Here is a 13627-nt window from a genome sequence, read left to right as displayed (position 1 = left end):
GGGTTAATTAACGACGACCTTCAGCAATGGCGGTAACGGCCTGCAGTTCTGCGGCTTCCTGCTCTTGCTGTTCCTGACGATCACGAACGTCGAGGATCTGGTTGTTGATCAGACCTTCTTCGATTTCGCGCAGCGCGATTACGGTGGTTTTGTCGTTCTCTTCTGGTACCAGCGGATCTTTACCGCCTGTCTGCATCTGACGAGCGCGACGCGCGGCGACCAGCACCAGGTCAAAACGGTTACCAATTTTCTCTACAGCGTCCTGAACAGTTACGCGTGCCATATTTCAAAGCTCCACAGATGACGAAATGACTGGGCATGATACTGAATGTGTGTTCAGTCTGCCAATAATTTGCTGATTAAAGCGTCATGGCGTTGCTTTTGACGGCTCATGCGCAGACGTTCAGCGCGAATAATGGTTTTCAAATCGCCCAGGGCGGTATCAAAATCATCGTTCACAATCAGATAGTTGTATTCGGCGTAGTGGCTCATTTCCGCTACAGCCTGCGCCATACGTTTGGCGATAACTTCTTCGCTATCCTGGCCACGGCCGCGTAGTCGGCGGTCGAGTTCGTCTTTAGACGGCGGCAGAATAAAGATACTGCGTGATTCGGGCATAGCTTTGCGGATTTGCTGCGCACCCTGCCAGTCGATATCAAGAAACACATCTACGCCGGTTTTCAGAACCTGCTCGATGGTTTCACGCGACGTACCATAATAATTTCCAAACACTTCGGCGTGCTCAAGAAACGCGTCCCGGCCAATCATCGTTTTAAAATCGGCGTGATCGACAAAGAAATAATGCTCACCGTGAACTTCACCCGGACGCGGCGCGCGCGTGGTGTGTGAAACAGAAACCTGGGTGTCGTATAACGGTTGGGTTTTCAGTAATGCCTGAATCAGACTGGATTTACCCGCGCCACTAGGGGCAGAAACAATATAAAGCGTGCCTTGAGCCATGAGAGTCTTGTGTATGTGAGTCGAAAGAAAGTCTACATACGAGCCTATTATACACGTCGCCGCTGCGTGACGTAGCCTTTGTCACACTTTTTACGTCAGTTTCTTCCCTTTTGCGCACGCCTTTCCTGATTTTTCTGACTGTTGCAGCAACAACACAAATTCTTCTGGAGCATGCGCGCAATACCGAAAAACCCCTCTCGTCACCTGTTTTTGTTCGCGCTACAACCTGTCGTAAACGAGCAGGAGACAAAAAATGACAGGGATAAGAGGGATTTTAGCAGTGCTGCTGATAGCGTTAACGTTGAGTGCGCAAGCCGTTTGTCCGGCGTGGTCGGATGCCAGAGCGATACAGGAAATTGACCGTCTACAACGACAGATAGACGAATGGAACGACGCTTATTGGCAGTCCGGTGGCAGTGGGATAAGCGATGAAAAATTCGATCAACTTAGCGCGGAGTTACAGCAGTGGCGGCGCTGTTTTGGCAATCCCGCTGAGGAACCTGCGCTGCCGGATATTAAAGGAGAGCTTACGCATCCGGTGGCGCATACAGGCGTCAAAAAGCTGAAAGACAGTTTGGCAGTCTCTCAGTGGATGCATGACAAGACAGATCTGTGGGTTCAGCCCAAAGTCGACGGAGTGGCGATAACGTTGGTGTATCGCAAGGGCGTGCTCGTGCAGGCTATTAGCCGGGGCAATGGTCGTGCGGGTGAAGACTGGACCCGCAAAGCGCTTCAAATTCCCGCTATTCCCAAAACGGTGCAAGGCCGCCTTGTAGACAGCGTTCTGCAAGGGGAGCTGTTCCTTCGGCAAGAAGGGCATATACAGCAGCAAATGGGGGGTATGAATGCCCGGTCTAAAGTGTCCGGGGCTATGCTGCGTAAATCGGGTTCAACCTTGCTCGATGAATTATCTGTGTTTATTTGGGCCTGGCCAGATGGCCCGGCGCAAATGTCTGAACGGCTGAGGTTGCTAAGCGAAGCCGGGTATCCACTGGTCGCTGATTATTCACGACCGGTAAAGGCGATTTCGGATGTCTCTACGCTTCGCCAGCACTGGTTTACCTCGCCGCTGCCTTTTGCCACCGATGGCGTTGTGGTCCGCGCGGCGAAAGAGCCTGAATCTCGAAATTGGCTGCCCGGAGAGGGCAACTGGGTAATCGCGTGGAAATATCCCCCGGCGACGCAAATCGCCGAAGTGAAATCGATTGAGTTCAGCGTGGGTCGTACAGGCAAGATAGCCGTCGTGGCGCATCTGGTGCCCATTTTGCTCGATGACAAACAGGTTCGGCGGGTCAACGTTGGCTCGCTAAAACGCTGGCAGGAGCGGGATATTGCGCCCGGCGATCGGTTGAACATCAGCCTTGCCGGTCAAGGGATCCCAAGAATTGATGATGTAGCCTGGCGAACAACCGACAGGACCAAGCCATTGCCGCCACAAGGCACCTTTGATTCGTTAACCTGCTACTGGAATACAGAACAGTGCCAGCCGCAGTTTTTGGCGCGGCTGGTATGGGTAAGTCAGCAGTTGCACCTCGACGGTGTGGGGGTATCGCTCTGGCGGCAGCTCAATGAGACCCACCACTTCGCGCATCTTTTTTCCTGGTTAACGCTCAGTGAAACCCAGCTCCAGCAAACGCCGGGGTTCTCGAGTGACAGAGCCCGCCAGGTGTGGCACAAATTTGACTTTGCCAGGCAGCAGCCTTTTGTCCAATGGCTACAGGCGATGGGGATGCCGCTGAATCAAAAGGCGCTACCGAGTCTTGCAGGGCGTACCTGGCAGCAGCTTGAACAGATGAAAGAAGAGGAGTGGCAGACGTTGCCTATGACCGGAAAAACCAAAACCAGCCAACTGAGGCGCTGGCTGGGTGACTCGCAGGTGAGCGCCCTGGCTCAGTGGCTTACGGAGCAGGGGATTGCTGGCTTTAAGAATTAATGCGCGTTGTGCTTGTAATGAAATACCGGCAGACCCAGTTTTAGACGGAGCGCCAGCATGCGCATGGTAAAGCCGAACAACAGCGTGGCAATCACCACCACATCGTGGTTGCTGACATAGTTCTGTAGGGCGATATACAGCACCGCAGAAGCAAACGAGACCCCAGCGTACAGCTCTTTCTGGAACACCAGTGGGATGCGCTTACAGAACATATCGCGTAACACGCCGCCAAAGACGCCCGTTACCACGGCTGCGATACAGGCGATTACCGGGCCTTCTCCCATGTCCAGCGCAATCTGGGCGCCGATGATGGAGAACACCACCAGGCCAAGCGCATCAAGAACGAGGAACAGGCGACGCAGATGTGGCATCACGGGGGCAACGATGGTTGTCAGCACTGCGGCGATGGCAACAATAATCACGTATTCCGGGTGTTTAACCCAACCCAGAGGGTAGTGTCCGAGCAGGATATCGCGCACCGAACCGCCGCCGAGCGCGGTGGCAGTGGCAATGATGATAACGCCAAACGTATCCATCCGGCGACGTCCGGCTGCCAGCGCGCCCGTCATCGCTTCCGCGGTGATCCCGATGAGATAAAGAATATGTAGCAGCATAATTGCCCTCGCAAGTCAGAGCGGCAGATTAGCGATTTGTGCGGTTGGTAGCGATTGAGATTTTCTAAGGCAAACTGAAAAGGATTAGTTTTTGTTATTTGAAATGACAGCTATAGGCCAGTCTAAGGCGATATTGCTTTTTTATGGATTAGTAAAAGTATGCTGTTTAACGCGCGTTGAAGTCCGGGGGGTGAAAAGCCCGGCGTGAACCGGGCCTGTTCGCTTATTCGATGTTCTGAATCTGCTCGCGCATCTGTTCAATCAGCACTTTCAGCTCGATGGCGGAGGTGGTGACTTCACTGTTGATGGATTTAGACGCCAGCGTGTTCGATTCACGGTTGAACTCCTGCATCATAAAGTCGAGGCGACGACCCACAGCCTCTTTCTTTTTCAGGATGTTCCAGGTTTCTTTCACATGGGCTTCGAGACGATCAAGCTCTTCAGCGACGTCAATACGCTGAGCCATCATGACCAATTCCTGCTCGAGGCGATTGTTCTCAAGTTGCACCTGCGCATCTTCAAGCTTCGAGACCAGACGCTCGCGCTGCCACTGGAGAATTTCAGGCATATGCGCACGGACTTTGACAACTTCGGCGCTGACGCCGTCAAGACGCTGTTCAATGAGTGCTTTCAGCGCGGTGCCTTCAGTTTCACGGGCAACGATGAAGTCATCCAGTGCGCCATCAAGGGCAGAGAGGATTTCAGCGGTGATAGCATCAAGATCTTGCTCCTGAGCGGCCATAACCCCCGGCCAACGCAGAATATCAACCGGGTTAACTTCGCCCTCGTCGCTCTGCATTTTGACCCAGTTGGCCGCCGTGACCAGCTGTTTCGCCAACTTTTCGTTGAGAATGAGCTCGCCGGTCGCGCTCGGATCTTGTTCAAAACGCAGGGTACATTCGACCTTGCCACGCGTCAGACGGGCACGGATACGCTCACGCACAACCGGCTCCAGGCTACGGAACTGTTCCGGCATGCGGAAGTAAGTTTCGAGATAACGCTGGTTTACCGAGCGCAATTCCCACGCGGCACTGCCCCATTCACCTTTGATTTCACGACGGGCGTAGGCGGTCATACTGCGGATCATAGACGTTCCTGTTTTTAAAGGAGAGATGGGGGGATTATAGCTAGCGGGGCTTTCTCATGATAGGAATATGCGTCCTTAATCCGTATATACACGTCATCCTTTAGGCTGCTTCTTTGTTGGCTACCTTCGCTCACCCCAGTCACTTACTGATGTAAGCTCCTGGGGATTCGCTCAGTTGCCGCCGCGATGCAACCTAAATGATTTTGTGTATAATGCGCAGCCACATTCGTTTTAAGCCGGAGATATCATCATGCGTCCAGCAGGCCGTAGCGCTCATCAGGTGCGTCCCGTAACCCTGACCCGTAACTACACCAAACACGCTGAAGGCTCTGTGCTGGTCGAATTCGGTGATACCAAAGTGCTTTGCACTGCATCCATTGACGAAGGCGTCCCGCGTTTTCTGAAAGGACAGGGCCAGGGCTGGATCACCGCCGAATACGGCATGCTGCCGCGTTCTACCCACACCCGCAACGCCCGCGAAGCCGCGAAAGGCAAGCAGGGTGGCCGTACCATGGAAATTCAGCGTCTGATCGCTCGTGCCCTGCGCGCTGCCGTTGACCTGAAAACGCTGGGTGAATTCACCATTACGCTGGACTGCGACGTCATCCAGGCTGATGGCGGCACGCGTACCGCATCCATTACCGGTGCCTGTGTAGCCCTGGCTGATGCCCTGAACAAACTGGTTGCTGCCGGTAAACTTAAAACCAACCCGATGAAAGGCATGGTTGCGGCGGTTTCCGTCGGTATCGTTGCTGGTGAAGCGCTGTGCGACCTGGAATACGTTGAAGATTCCGCCGCAGAAACTGACATGAACGTGGTGATGACCGAAGATGGCCGCATCATCGAAGTGCAGGGGACGGCAGAAGGCGAACCGTTCACCCATGAGGAACTTCTTACCTTGTTGGCTTTGGCCCGAGGGGGAATCGAATCCATTGTCACGACGCAGAAAGCGGCGTTAGAAAATTAATTAGAGGGCGACTGATGAGTCGCCCTTTTTTTGTCTGTAGAAAACAGGATGAGGAGCGAATCCATGAAACCGTATCAGCGCCAGTTTATTGAATTTGCGCTTAACAAGCAGGTATTAAAGTTCGGCGAATTCACGCTGAAATCCGGGCGCAAAAGTCCCTATTTCTTTAATGCCGGGCTGTTTAATACCGGGCGCGATTTGGCGCTGTTAGGCCGTTTTTACGCTGAAGCGCTAATGGATTCAGGCATCGATTTCGACCTGCTGTTTGGCCCAGCGTATAAAGGTATCCCGATTGCCACGACTGCCGCGGTCGCACTGGCTGAACATCACGATCGCGATGTGCCGTACTGCTTTAATCGCAAAGAAGCCAAAACCCATGGCGAAGGTGGCAACCTGGTGGGCAGTCCGCTCGAAGGCCGAATCATGCTGGTCGACGATGTGATCACCGCTGGAACGGCTATCCGTGAGTCGATGGAAATCATCCAGGCTAATGGCGCAACGCTTGCGGGTGTGCTGATTTCGCTGAACCGCCAGGAGCGCGGACGCGGGGAAATTTCTGCGATTCAGGAAGTTGAGCGTGACTATGGTTGTCAGGTGATTTCTATTATCACTCTGAAAGACCTGATTGCATACCTGGAAGAAAAGCCGGAGATGGCCGACCATCTGGCGGCAGTCCGGGCGTATCGAGAAGAGTTTGGCGTATAAAAAAGAAACCGGGCATCGCGCCCGGTTTGTTTACTGGAGTTGCGCCGCAACCAGCGGCCAGCGGGCATCAAAATCTTCCGTTGGGCAGTATTTGAATTCACTGCGCACAAAGCGGGAAAGCATCCCTTCGCAGAACGCCAGAATCTGGCCAGCCAGCAGCGTTTCATCGTTAACGTAGCCTTCGCCTTCGCGCATTTTCTTTTCGCGTAATACCTGACGCAGCTGAGCTTCAATGCGCTCGAAAAGCTGGTTGATGCGACCCTGCAGTCTGTCCTGTTCAAACATCAGGGCATGACCGGTCAGAATGCGTGTCAGACCCGGGTTACGTTCACCGAAACCGAGAATCAATAGCACAATCAGACGCAAACGGGCGTTGGTGTCTTTTTCATCTTTCAAAATCAGATTGATACGGGTGATCAGGCTGTCTTCGATGAACTCGATCAGGCTGTCAAACATCCGGGTTTTGCTTGGGAAATGGCGATACAACGCCGCTTCGGAAACGCCCACTGAGGCGGCCAGCTTTGCGGTAGTAATACGTTGACTACCATCGCTGGATTCAAGCATAAGCGCCAGAGATTGAAGTATTTCTTCGCGACGATTCCGTTTCGCGGTTTGTTTTTCTGCCATGTTTTCAAATACCCCTGAAAATAAACACTCGTCAGGCGGACATCCACACAACGACCGCAAACAAGCGCTTGCGGTGATGTTATTGCATTATTTCGCTGCTGGATGCTGCTTCAGAACGGCTTATTTGCGTCCTGAATGGCCGAAGCCGCCTTCGCCACGATCGGTGGCGTCAAACTCTTCCACCAGGTTGAACTCTGCCTGAACGACAGGAACAAACACCATCTGGGCAATACGTTCGCCCGGCTCGATGGTAAAGCTCTGCTGACCACGGTTCCAGACGGAAACCATCAGCTGGCCCTGATAATCTGAGTCGATAAGGCCGACCAGATTACCCAGCACGACACCGTGCTTATGGCCGAGACCGGAACGCGGCAGGATAACGGCTGCCAGGGAGGAATCCGCGATATGAATAGCCAGGCCCGTTGGCAGCAGTGTGGTTGCGCCAGGAGCCAGTTCTACGGCTTCATCAAGACAGGCTCGCAGGTCAAGTCCGGCAGAGCCGGAGGTGGCGTATGTCGGCAGCGGGAATTGCTCGCCAACACGCGGGTCCATAATCTTAACGTCGATTTTTTTCATCATAACGGGTAACGATCTCGTCCAGTAGTAGTTGGCCCAGGAGTTCCTTTCGCGCAAGCGGTAAGACTTTATCTCCATCCTGCCAGAAAAGGTGTAATGCGTTGTTATCGCTATTAAACCCTTGATTTTCTTGCGATACATCATTCGCGCAGATCAGATCAAGATTCTTGCGGGCTCGCTTTTGCTGCGCATATTCTTCCACATTATTTGTTTCTGCGGCAAACCCTACGACATAAGGACGAGAGGTCGTGAGCGCGGCAACACCAGCAACGATATCCGGATTTTTAATCATTTTTATCGTTAATTCATCGCCTTGCTTTTTAATCTTCTCGTCCGAAATGGCTGCTGCACGATAGTCAGCAACCGCTGCGCAGCCAATAAAAATGTGCTGATTTTGCGCATTTTTCTGGACCGCAGCTTCCATTTCCAGCGCCGTCGTTACATCGATGCGCTGAATGAATGGCGGCGTAGCCATTGCAACAGGGCCGCTGACAAGTGTGACGTTAGCGCCACGCTGTGCTGCTGCTGCTGCAATCGCGAAGCCCATTTTACCGGAACTGTGGTTGGTGATGTAACGCACCGGATCTAACGGTTCGCGGGTAGGGCCTGCGGTAATCATGATATTGAGATGTTGCAGGTCTTTGACAGGCGAAAAATGCGTTGCCGCCATCTCGACAATCACCAGCGGATCCAGCATACGGCCTGGGCCGATATCGCCACAGGCCTGGCTACCACTGTCTGGGCCCCAGAGCAGCAGCCCACGTGAAGCGAGCGTGTCCAGGTTATGCTGGGTCGCTGCTGCACGGTACATCTGCTGATTCATCGCCGGTACGACGGCGACTGGGGCCGCAGTGGCGAGGCAAATGGTAGAGACCAGATCATTGGCCATGCCTGCGGCAATGCGGGCGATGAGGTCGGCGGTTGCCGGGGCTAAAATCACCAGGTCAGCCCATTTTCCGAGCTCAATATGACCCATCGCGGCTTCGGCGGCAGGGTCCAGCAGGCTGTCGGACACCGGGAAACCGGATACCGCCTGAAGGCTCAATGGCGTGATGAAGGCTTTCGCAGCGTCTGTCATGGCGACACGGACTTCTGCGCCACGTTCGCGCAAGCGGCGCACCAGTTCCGGCGTTTTGTAAGCAGCGATACCTCCGCTGACGCCAAGAACGATTTTTTTACCGGCCAGGCTTAACATGATTCTTTCCTGTGGAAGACATCGGAATGCGCCCATTTTATCACAATCCCTCCGTTGTCGTGCTGCAAAGGAAAATCCACTTTGCGAGGCGTTACGCAAGTGTGGCAATCCGCTGTCGTGAGCATGAGGGGGCGCATGGCAAGATAGCTGTCGTCAAAAGGAGAAGACGTATGGAAGACGTTGAACGGATTTTGCCGCGTGAAAAAATGCAAACCGATGGGATTGAAGTACTCAGTGATGTTGAACTGCTGGCCCTGTTTTTACGAACAGGTACGCAGCGACGAGATGTGCTTTCTTTCGCCGATTATTTGCTGAAACATTTTGGTTCGTTGCACGGCTTGCTGCTGGCACCAGAGTCTGAACTTCTCAGGATGGACGGCATTGGCATCGCCAAATATGCCCAACTCAAAGGGATTGCCGAACTGGCGCGGCGTTTTTTTACTCTTCAGCTGATGATGCAGGAAAACCCGCTGAGCAGCCCTCATGCCACGCGTGAATTTCTGCAAAGTCAGCTGGCGAAAGAAGAGCGTGAGATCTTCATGGTTATCTTCTTAGATAGCCAAAACAGGGTGTTAAAGCATAGCCGGATGTTCAGCGGGACGTTGAGTCATGTCGAAGTTCACCCTCGCGAGATAGTCCGCGAGGCCATTAAGGTCAATGCGGCGGCGCTGATACTCGCACATAATCATCCTTCAGGCAGTGCTCAGCCTAGTAAAGCGGATAGAATCATCACCGAAAGAGTGATAAAGTGCTGTCACTTCATGGAGATAAGCGTCCTCGATCACTTGATTGTCGGCAAAGGAGAGATAATTTCTTTTGCTGAACACGGATGGATTTAGCGATCCACCGGGATCTTTGTCTGTTCGGGACTTGAGCACACCGCGGAGTCAGCGTATACTACGCCACCTTTGAGAATCTCGGGTTTGGCATTTGGGCCTGGCTATACGAGTTCACTTAGAACCGTCAGACCGGGCTGTAGCAGCCTGACGAGGCGCCAATACCCTATACGAAGCTCGAGCTAATTTGATTTTTGGAGAATAGACATGTCCCGAGTCTGCCAAGTAACTGGCAAGCGTCCGGTGACCGGTAACAACCGTTCCCACGCACTGAACGCGACTAAGCGCCGTTTCCTGCCGAACCTGCACTCTCACCGTTTCTGGGTTGAGAGCGAGAAGCGCTTTGTCACCCTGCGTGTATCTGCTAAAGGTATGCGTGTAATTGACAAGAAAGGCATCGATACAGTTCTGTCTGAACTGCGTGCCCGTGGCGAAAAGTACTAAGTACTAAGAGGAATTAAATCATGGCTAAAGGTATTCGTGAGAAAATCAAGCTGGTTTCTTCTGCTGGTACTGGTCACTTCTATACCACCACGAAGAACAAGCGTACTAAGCCGGAAAAACTGGAACTGAAAAAGTTCGATCCAGTTGTCCGTCAGCACGTTCTGTACAAAGAAGCTAAAATCAAATAATTTTAGTTTTCTTGTATATAAACCCCGCCTCGGCGGGGTTTTTTGTTTTCTGCTCATCCCCATAATAGAACGTATCCCGCATTATCTTTGGAGACGTCATGCCTGAATTACCAGAGGTCGAGACCAGCCGTCGCGGTATAGAGCCGCATCTGGTCGGTGAGACCATCCTGCATGTGATTGTTCGCAACGGCCGACTGCGCTGGCCCGTATCTGCGGAAATTCATAGCCTCAGCGATAAGCCCGTACTCAGCGTTCAGCGTCGCGCCAAATACCTGCTGCTTGAGCTGCCTGACGGCTGGATAATCATCCACCTCGGGATGTCGGGAAGTTTGCGTATCCTCGCCGAAGAACGAGCGCCAGAGAAGCACGATCATGTCGACCTGGTGATGAGTAACGGCAAAGTGCTGCGTTACACTGACCCTCGCCGATTCGGCGCGTGGCTATGGACCAAAGAGCTGGAAGGCCACAGCGTGCTGGCACATCTCGGCCCGGAACCTCTGAGTGAGGCTTTTAACACCGATAACTTCCGCGAGAAGTGTGCGAAAAAGAAAACGCCGATCAAACCGTGGTTGATGGATAACAAGTTGGTGGTCGGGGTGGGGAACATCTATGCCAGCGAGTCGCTGTTTGCCGCAGGCATTCACCCTGACAGGCTTGCGTCATCGCTTTCTGCGGAGGAGTGCGCGTTATTGGTGCGTGTCATCAAGGCGGTGCTGCTGCGCTCTATTGAACAGGGCGGGACGACGCTGAAAGATTTCCTGCAAAGCGACGGTAAGCCGGGCTATTTTGCTCAAGAATTGCAGGTCTACGGTCGGAAGGATGAACCTTGTCGGGTCTGCGGCTCGCCGATTATCGCGACGAAGCATGCGCAGCGGGCAACATTTTACTGCCGCCGCTGCCAGAAGTGATTATTTCAGCTTGTCCATCAGCGCCTGATGGACAGCAGGCGGCAGGAAGTGGGCGACGTCGCCATCGTGGCGCGCCACTTCTTTCACCAGTGACGAAGAAATAAACGACCACTCTTTTGATGGCATCAGGAACACGCTCTCAAGCTCCGGCATCAGGTGGCGATTCATGTGTGCCAGCTGCATTTCGTATTCGAAATCCGCCACCGCCCGTAAACCCCGAATCAAGATGTTGGCCTGCTGTGCGCGGGCAAAATTTGCCATCAGGTCACTAAAACCCACCACTTCCACATTAGTCAGGTGTGACGTCGCTTGGCTGGCTAACGCGACGCGTTCATCCAGGTCAAACATCGGTTTTTTACTTGGGCTGGACGCGATGGCCAGCAGCACTTTATCGAACATGCAGCTGGCGCGGGTAACGATGTCGAGATGGCCGTTGGTGATGGGATCAAACGTGCCTGGATAGATGGCTTTTGTGCTCATGACTCACGCCTTTTTGCTAAAGCCGCGGTTCAGCGCCCACAGCTCGGTGTACTTGTTAAACGTATACTGCGCGTTCACGACCGACAGCAGCCAGCCCTGTGCGCCATCCAGAACGCCGCCACGCAGGATAAGCGTTTTGATTAACGCGCCCAGGGTGTGACCAAAAATACCTGCCAGTGAGGTTTTCTTGCCTTTCTGATGACGTTCCTGCGCCCATGCCGTGGCGTAAGCCAGCTGTTTACGCTGGAACTCAGCAAAATCACGACAGGTCAGATGCTTCAAATCGCCCTTTAGCTCAACAACTTTTGCGCCGCGACTGTCGAGGGATTCATGCACTCGATTATCGTTGTACTGCCAGCGCTCGCGTTCGTAAAGACGCAGAACTCTGTCAGGATACCAGCCGCTGTGACGCATAAAACGACCGAGAAAATAGTTACGGCGAGCGATACTGTAAACGGCGCCCGGTTCCGGGGCCGCAAGGGCGTCGCGAAGGGATTTTTCGAGCTCAGGCGTAACGCGTTCGTCGGTGTCGATCATGAACACATAATCGCCGGTGGCGAGTGCCTGCGCGCGCTGGCGCTGAATGCCGTAGCCCTGCCAGTCGGTGTTTACATGGACTTGCGCGCCAAGACTTCTTGCCAGTTCAACGGTGTTGTCGTCGCTGCCGGAGTCCAGCAGAACAATCTCGTCAGCCCATTGCACTGATGCCAGGCAATCCGGCAGCAGATCGGCAGCATTTTTGGCGATCATCACCACCGACAGGCGAGTTGGCATTAGTGGCTCCGCTGAGGCAGATAGGGTTGCAGTAACTGTAGCAGACGGGCAAGCGCACCCTGATTCTGATGAAGCACTTCGACGGCATGGCGGCCATACCAGAGGCGGTAATCTTCATCAGTCAGCAGCGTAGAGACTTCTTTCACCAGCGTGTCCATATCGGTGACCGTGATGAGCCCGTCATCCTGCTGAAGTTTGGCGCAGATGTCTTTGAAATTGAAGGTATGCGGGCCCATCAATACCGGAATGGCATGCGCGGCCGGTTCCAGCGGGTTGTGTCCACCACGTTCGACGAGACTGCCGCCGACAAAGGCCAGGTCAGCAATTCCGTACAGCAGCATCAGCTCACCCATGGTATCGCCGATGACCACCTGAGTCGCAGCGGAAGGAATTTCACCCGTACTGCGCAGGGTAAACGGCATACCTGCTTTCTGCACCAGTTCACGGGCGTCAGCAAAGCGTTCAGGATGGCGCGGCACCAGAATCAGCAGCAGGTCCGGGAAAGTTTCCAGCAGCTTTTTATGGGCGTCGAGGATGATTTTTTCTTCGCCGTCATGGGTGCTGGTTGCGATCCACACCTGGCGATGCGGCGCCCACTGGCGACGTAACGTCACCGCACGTGCCGCCAGTTCTGGCGTCACGGAGATATCAAATTTGAGGCTACCGGTAATAGTGAGCTGATTGCGTTTGAGGCCCAACGCGAGGAAACGGTTACCGTCCTCTTCGTTCTGCGCAGCAATCAGAGTGATGCGGCTCAGTAGTCGACGCATAAATTTGCCGAGCTTGCCGTAGCCTTTAGCTGAGCGTTCAGACAGACGCGCATTGGCAATCACCAGCGGGATTTTGCGCTTATGCAGCGCGGCAACCATGTTTGGCCATAGCTCGGTTTCCATCACGATAACCAGCTTCGGACGCGTGGTATTGAAGAAGCGGTTCATCGCGCCGGGTAAATCGTACGGCAGATAGACATGCTGCACATCTTTGCCGAAGGCGGACATTGCCCGTTCAGAACCGGTTGGCGTCATGGTTGTGACGGTTATCGGTAATGACGGGTAACGATGGCGCAGCGCACGCACCAGCGGAATGGCGGCCAACGTCTCGCCTACGGAGACGGAGTGCAGCAGTATGCCATCAGGCACTACCTTATTTTTGCAAAAGCCATAGCGCTCAGCCCAGCGTTTACGGTACGCGGGCGCCTTTCGGCTGCGCAACAATAACCGCAGCCAGACCAGCGGCTGAATCAGGTAGAGCAAGGTGGTATACAGAAATTCCAAGCGAGTTATCCGTTTTTATACTTCGGCGGGCAAATTCTAAGCATTTAGCGTGCTTAAAG

General features: G+C 53.7%; 17 protein-coding genes. 7 read left to right on the top strand and 10 right to left on the bottom strand.

What is annotated here, in order from left to right; translation table 11 throughout:
* Positions 1-7 precede the first annotated feature (7 nt).
* Both rpoZ and gmk read right to left on the bottom strand, forming a co-directional pair.
* Positions 8-283: a DNA-directed RNA polymerase subunit omega gene (gene rpoZ / locus MUU47_RS14585; protein WP_110510340.1), complete on the bottom strand. Its 276-nt coding sequence runs from the start codon at positions 281-283 to the stop codon at positions 8-10.
* A gap of 53 nt (positions 284-336) precedes the next feature.
* Positions 337-960 (bottom strand): guanylate kinase, encoded by a 624-nt coding sequence (gene gmk, locus MUU47_RS14580; protein WP_258988887.1) that lies wholly within the window; start codon positions 958-960, stop codon positions 337-339.
* Between the two features lie 262 nt (positions 961-1222).
* On the opposite strand from gmk, the gene ligB reads away from it, so the two are divergent.
* The gene (ligB, locus tag MUU47_RS14575) at positions 1223-2893 is read left to right on the top strand and encodes an NAD-dependent DNA ligase LigB (RefSeq protein ID WP_258988976.1); all 1671 of its coding nucleotides are present in this window, start codon (positions 1223-1225) and stop codon (positions 2891-2893) included.
* Here the strand turns inward: ligB and MUU47_RS14570 are convergent.
* On the bottom strand, positions 2890-3507 hold the full coding sequence (locus MUU47_RS14570; protein ID WP_110510337.1) for a trimeric intracellular cation channel family protein: 618 nt from the start codon (positions 3505-3507) through the stop codon (positions 2890-2892). The genes ligB and MUU47_RS14570 overlap by 4 nt on opposite strands.
* 223 nt (positions 3508-3730) lie before the next feature.
* Positions 3731-4594 (bottom strand): YicC/YloC family endoribonuclease, encoded by an 864-nt coding sequence (locus tag MUU47_RS14565; protein WP_258967706.1) that lies wholly within the window; start codon positions 4592-4594, stop codon positions 3731-3733.
* 250 nt (positions 4595-4844) lie between these two features.
* On the opposite strand from MUU47_RS14565, the gene rph reads away from it, so the two are divergent.
* Positions 4845-5561, top strand: coding sequence for a ribonuclease PH (gene rph / locus MUU47_RS14560; RefSeq protein WP_110510335.1), 717 nt, complete (start codon positions 4845-4847; stop codon positions 5559-5561).
* Positions 5562-5624: 63 nt separating this feature from the next.
* Complete coding sequence (pyrE, locus tag MUU47_RS14555) at positions 5625-6266, top strand: orotate phosphoribosyltransferase (RefSeq protein ID WP_110510334.1); 642 nt, start codon at positions 5625-5627, stop codon at positions 6264-6266.
* Between the two features lie 30 nt (positions 6267-6296).
* Here pyrE and slmA read toward each other — a convergent pair whose 3' ends face one another.
* The 3 genes from slmA to coaBC form a co-directional block, all read right to left on the bottom strand.
* Positions 6297-6893: a nucleoid occlusion factor SlmA gene (gene slmA, locus MUU47_RS14550; protein ID WP_125354656.1), complete on the bottom strand. Its 597-nt coding sequence runs from the start codon at positions 6891-6893 to the stop codon at positions 6297-6299.
* Between the two features lie 120 nt (positions 6894-7013).
* The gene (dut, locus tag MUU47_RS14545; RefSeq protein ID WP_166665219.1) at positions 7014-7472 is read right to left on the bottom strand and encodes a dUTP diphosphatase; all 459 of its coding nucleotides are present in this window, start codon (positions 7470-7472) and stop codon (positions 7014-7016) included.
* Complete coding sequence (gene coaBC, locus MUU47_RS14540; protein WP_258988886.1) at positions 7450-8664, bottom strand: bifunctional phosphopantothenoylcysteine decarboxylase/phosphopantothenate--cysteine ligase CoaBC; 1215 nt, start codon at positions 8662-8664, stop codon at positions 7450-7452. Before coaBC ends, dut begins: the two co-directional genes overlap by 23 nt.
* A gap of 170 nt (positions 8665-8834) precedes the next feature.
* On the opposite strand from coaBC, the gene radC reads away from it, so the two are divergent.
* The 4 genes from radC (at position 8835) to mutM (ending at position 11040) form a co-directional block, all read left to right on the top strand.
* On the top strand, positions 8835-9503 hold the full coding sequence (gene radC, locus MUU47_RS14535) for a RadC family protein (RefSeq protein ID WP_258988885.1): 669 nt from the start codon (positions 8835-8837) through the stop codon (positions 9501-9503).
* A 204-nt stretch (positions 9504-9707) separates the two neighbouring features.
* Positions 9708-9944, top strand: a complete 237-nt coding sequence (rpmB, locus tag MUU47_RS14530) for a 50S ribosomal protein L28 (protein WP_002436699.1) — start codon at positions 9708-9710, stop codon at positions 9942-9944.
* Positions 9945-9964: 20 nt separating this feature from the next.
* A complete protein-coding gene (gene rpmG, locus MUU47_RS14525; RefSeq protein ID WP_003024094.1) occupies positions 9965-10132 on the top strand; it encodes a 50S ribosomal protein L33 in 168 nt (55 codons plus the stop codon).
* Positions 10133-10230: 98 nt separating this feature from the next.
* Positions 10231-11040, top strand: coding sequence for a DNA-formamidopyrimidine glycosylase (gene mutM / locus MUU47_RS14520; RefSeq protein ID WP_258988884.1), 810 nt, complete (start codon positions 10231-10233; stop codon positions 11038-11040).
* Here mutM and coaD read toward each other — a convergent pair whose 3' ends face one another.
* From coaD to waaA, 3 genes are read right to left on the bottom strand one after another with little or no spacing between them, the layout of a single operon-like run.
* Positions 11041-11520: a pantetheine-phosphate adenylyltransferase gene (gene coaD, locus MUU47_RS14515; RefSeq protein WP_159769071.1), complete on the bottom strand. Its 480-nt coding sequence runs from the start codon at positions 11518-11520 to the stop codon at positions 11041-11043.
* A gap of 3 nt (positions 11521-11523) precedes the next feature.
* Positions 11524-12294, bottom strand: a complete 771-nt coding sequence (locus MUU47_RS14510; protein WP_258988883.1) for a glycosyltransferase family 2 protein — start codon at positions 12292-12294, stop codon at positions 11524-11526.
* Positions 12294-13568 (bottom strand): lipid IV(A) 3-deoxy-D-manno-octulosonic acid transferase, encoded by a 1275-nt coding sequence (waaA, locus tag MUU47_RS14505; protein WP_258988882.1) that lies wholly within the window; start codon positions 13566-13568, stop codon positions 12294-12296. Before waaA ends, MUU47_RS14510 begins: the two co-directional genes overlap by 1 nt.
* Between the last annotated feature and the right edge of the window lie 59 nt (positions 13569-13627).

Origin of the sequence: Scandinavium hiltneri (genome assembly GCF_024764835.1) — a bacterium.
GTDB classification, from domain to species: Bacteria; Pseudomonadota; Gammaproteobacteria; order Enterobacterales; family Enterobacteriaceae; genus Scandinavium; species Scandinavium hiltneri.
Note: the sequence above shows the minus strand (reverse complement) of the source record. Positions and strands in the feature narration are given on the sequence as shown.

What these genes read in the sequence shown, in the direction of transcription:
- rpoZ (WP_110510340.1), bottom strand. Translation starts at nt 283, where the DNA reads ATGGCACGCGTAACTGTTCAGGACGCTGTAGAGAAAATTGGTAACCGT.
- gmk (WP_258988887.1), bottom strand. Translation starts at nt 960, where the DNA reads ATGGCTCAAGGCACGCTTTATATTGTTTCTGCCCCTAGTGGCGCGGGT.
- MUU47_RS14570 (WP_110510337.1), bottom strand. Translation starts at nt 3,507, where the DNA reads ATGCTGCTACATATTCTTTATCTCATCGGGATCACCGCGGAAGCGATG.
- MUU47_RS14565 (WP_258967706.1), bottom strand. Translation starts at nt 4,594, where the DNA reads ATGATCCGCAGTATGACCGCCTACGCCCGTCGTGAAATCAAAGGTGAA.
- rph (WP_110510335.1), top strand. Translation starts at nt 4,845, where the DNA reads ATGCGTCCAGCAGGCCGTAGCGCTCATCAGGTGCGTCCCGTAACCCTG.
- pyrE (WP_110510334.1), top strand. Translation starts at nt 5,625, where the DNA reads ATGAAACCGTATCAGCGCCAGTTTATTGAATTTGCGCTTAACAAGCAG.
- slmA (WP_125354656.1), bottom strand. Translation starts at nt 6,893, where the DNA reads ATGGCAGAAAAACAAACCGCGAAACGGAATCGTCGCGAAGAAATACTT.
- dut (WP_166665219.1), bottom strand. Translation starts at nt 7,472, where the DNA reads ATGATGAAAAAAATCGACGTTAAGATTATGGACCCGCGTGTTGGCGAG.
- coaBC (WP_258988886.1), bottom strand. Translation starts at nt 8,664, where the DNA reads ATGTTAAGCCTGGCCGGTAAAAAAATCGTTCTTGGCGTCAGCGGAGGT.
- radC (WP_258988885.1), top strand. Translation starts at nt 8,835, where the DNA reads ATGGAAGACGTTGAACGGATTTTGCCGCGTGAAAAAATGCAAACCGAT.
- rpmB (WP_002436699.1), top strand. Translation starts at nt 9,708, where the DNA reads ATGTCCCGAGTCTGCCAAGTAACTGGCAAGCGTCCGGTGACCGGTAAC.
- rpmG (WP_003024094.1), top strand. Translation starts at nt 9,965, where the DNA reads ATGGCTAAAGGTATTCGTGAGAAAATCAAGCTGGTTTCTTCTGCTGGT.
- mutM (WP_258988884.1), top strand. Translation starts at nt 10,231, where the DNA reads ATGCCTGAATTACCAGAGGTCGAGACCAGCCGTCGCGGTATAGAGCCG.
- coaD (WP_159769071.1), bottom strand. Translation starts at nt 11,520, where the DNA reads ATGAGCACAAAAGCCATCTATCCAGGCACGTTTGATCCCATCACCAAC.
- MUU47_RS14510 (WP_258988883.1), bottom strand. Translation starts at nt 12,294, where the DNA reads ATGCCAACTCGCCTGTCGGTGGTGATGATCGCCAAAAATGCTGCCGAT.